This is a genomic window from Archangium sp., from assembly GCF_036389735.1.
Lineage (GTDB): Bacteria > Myxococcota > Myxococcia > Myxococcales > Myxococcaceae > Archangium.
The window spans coordinates 1-2,049 of record NZ_DASVWK010000943.1; the positions used below are offsets into that span (position 1 = coordinate 1).

Genomic DNA, 2,049 nt, shown 5'->3' on the forward strand with positions numbered 1-2,049 from the left:
ACTTCTCGCACGCCACGTCGGTCTTGATCTCCTCGCGCTTGACGTCGCGCATCTCCGCTTCGGCCTTCTCGAGCGTCTCCTTGAAGGGCGCGTAGAAGTCCTGCAGGACGGCCTTCCAGTTGGCCTCGCCCTCGGAGATGAGATCGAGCTTCTCCTCCATGCTGGCGGTGAAGGCGACGTCCAGCTCGTGGGGGAAGTGCTTGACGAGCAGCTCGTTGCAGATGACGCCCAGGTCCGTGGGACGGAAGCGCCCCTCGATCTTCTCCACGTACTTCTTGTCCTGGATGGTGGAGAGGATGGCGGCGTACGTGGACGGACGGCCGATGCCCCGCTCCTCCAGCTCCTTGACGAGGGTGGCTTCCGAGAAGCGCGGCGGGGGCTGGGTGAAGTGCTGCTCGTCGATCAGCTTCTGGAGCTTGAGCGCGTCCCCGTCGTTGAGCACGGGCAGATCGCCCACGCCGTCCTCGTCGGTGTCCTCGCCGGCGGCGCGCGCCTTCTCCTGGGCGGCCTCCTCCTCGGGGGTGAGGCTGGCGCCGTAGACGGCCAGGTAGCCGGGGAACTTCAGCGTGGAGCCCGAGGCCCGGAACGTGGCCCGGCCCGCGGTGATGTCCGCGCTCGTCTGGTCGTACACGGCCGGCTTCATCTGGCACGCCACGAAGCGGTTCCAGATGAGCTCGTAGAGGCGGAACATGTCCGCGGCCATGTCGTCGTCCATCGCGTCGAACTGCGCCTTCACCTTGGAAGGCGGGTACTCGAGCGCGGTGGGACGGATGGCCTCGTGCGCGTCCTGGGCACTCTTCTTGGTGCGGTACACCACCGGGGCCTCGGGCAGGTAGTCCGCGCCGTAGGTGCCACCGATGAGGTCGCGCACCGCCGCCACCGCCTGATCCGACAGACGGGTGGAGTCCGTACGCATGTACGTGATGAGCGCCGTGGGGCCCTCCTCACCGAGCGGCACGCCCTCGTAGAGCCGCTGGGCGAGCGCCATGGTCTTCTTGGCGGTGAAGTGGAGCCGGTTGGCGGCCTCCTGCTGGAGCTTGGAGGTGATGAACGGAGCGGGCGCGTTGCGGCGCCGCTCGCGCTTGTCCACCTTGGACACCACGAAGGAGGCGTTCTTCAGCTCCTCGAGCAGTCCGTGGGTGGTGGCCTGGTCCTTGAGGTCCGCCTTCTTGCCGTCCACCTTGGACAGCTTGGTCTTGAAGGGCGGCGGCCCCGAGGGCCCCTCCAGCAGGGCGTCGAGCGTCCAGTACTCCTGCGGGACGAAGGCCTTGATCGCATCCTCGCGCTCGCAGATGAGGCGCACGGCCACGGACTGCACGCGGCCCGCGGACAGCCCTCGGCGCACCTTCTTCCAGAGGATGGGGGAGATCTGGTAGCCCACGAGCCGGTCCAGGATGCGCCGCGTCTGCTGGGAGTCGTAGTTCTCCTGGCTGAGCTGGCGCGGGTGGGCGATGGCCTCCTGGATGGCCGACTTGGTGATCTCGTTGAACATCACCCGGTAGGCGTTGTCATGGCCGAGCTGCTTGTGGATGTGCCAGGCGATGGCCTCGCCCTCGCGGTCGGGGTCCGTCGCCAGGAAGACCTTGTCCACGCCCTGGGCGGCCTTCTTCAGCTCGCCGAGCACCTTCTCCTTGCCCTTGATGACCTCGTACTGGGGCTCGAAGTCGTGCTCGATGTCCACGCCCATCTTGCTCTTGGGCAGATCGAGGATGTGGCCCACCGAGGCCTTCACCGTGTAGCCGGTGCCCAGGTACTTCTTGATCGTCTTGGCCTTGGCGGGAGACTCGACCACCACCAGGTAGTGAGGGCCCTTGCCACGCCGGGTGGACTCCTCCGCCTCCTCACCCTCCTCGTCGGCGGACACCTCCACCTCGGCCAGGGCGCCCTTACCCTTGCCCTTGCCCTTCGCCTTGGCGGCCACCTTCTTGGCCGCGCTCTTCTTCTTCGCCGTGGCCTTCTTGGCCGCCGGACGCTTCGCCGCCGCCTTCTTCGGCGTCGCCTCCTCCGTGGCGGCAGCTTCCGTCTCGACGACTTCCTTCTTCTTCCGCG

At 67.3% G+C, this 2,049-nt stretch carries 1 protein-coding gene; it reads right to left on the reverse strand.

Annotation, left to right across the window (positions count from 1 at the left end; all coding sequences use genetic code 11):
• A partial coding sequence (topA, locus tag VF794_RS33605; protein ID WP_331117205.1) for a type I DNA topoisomerase occupies positions 1-2,049 on the reverse strand: 2,049 nt, incomplete at both ends.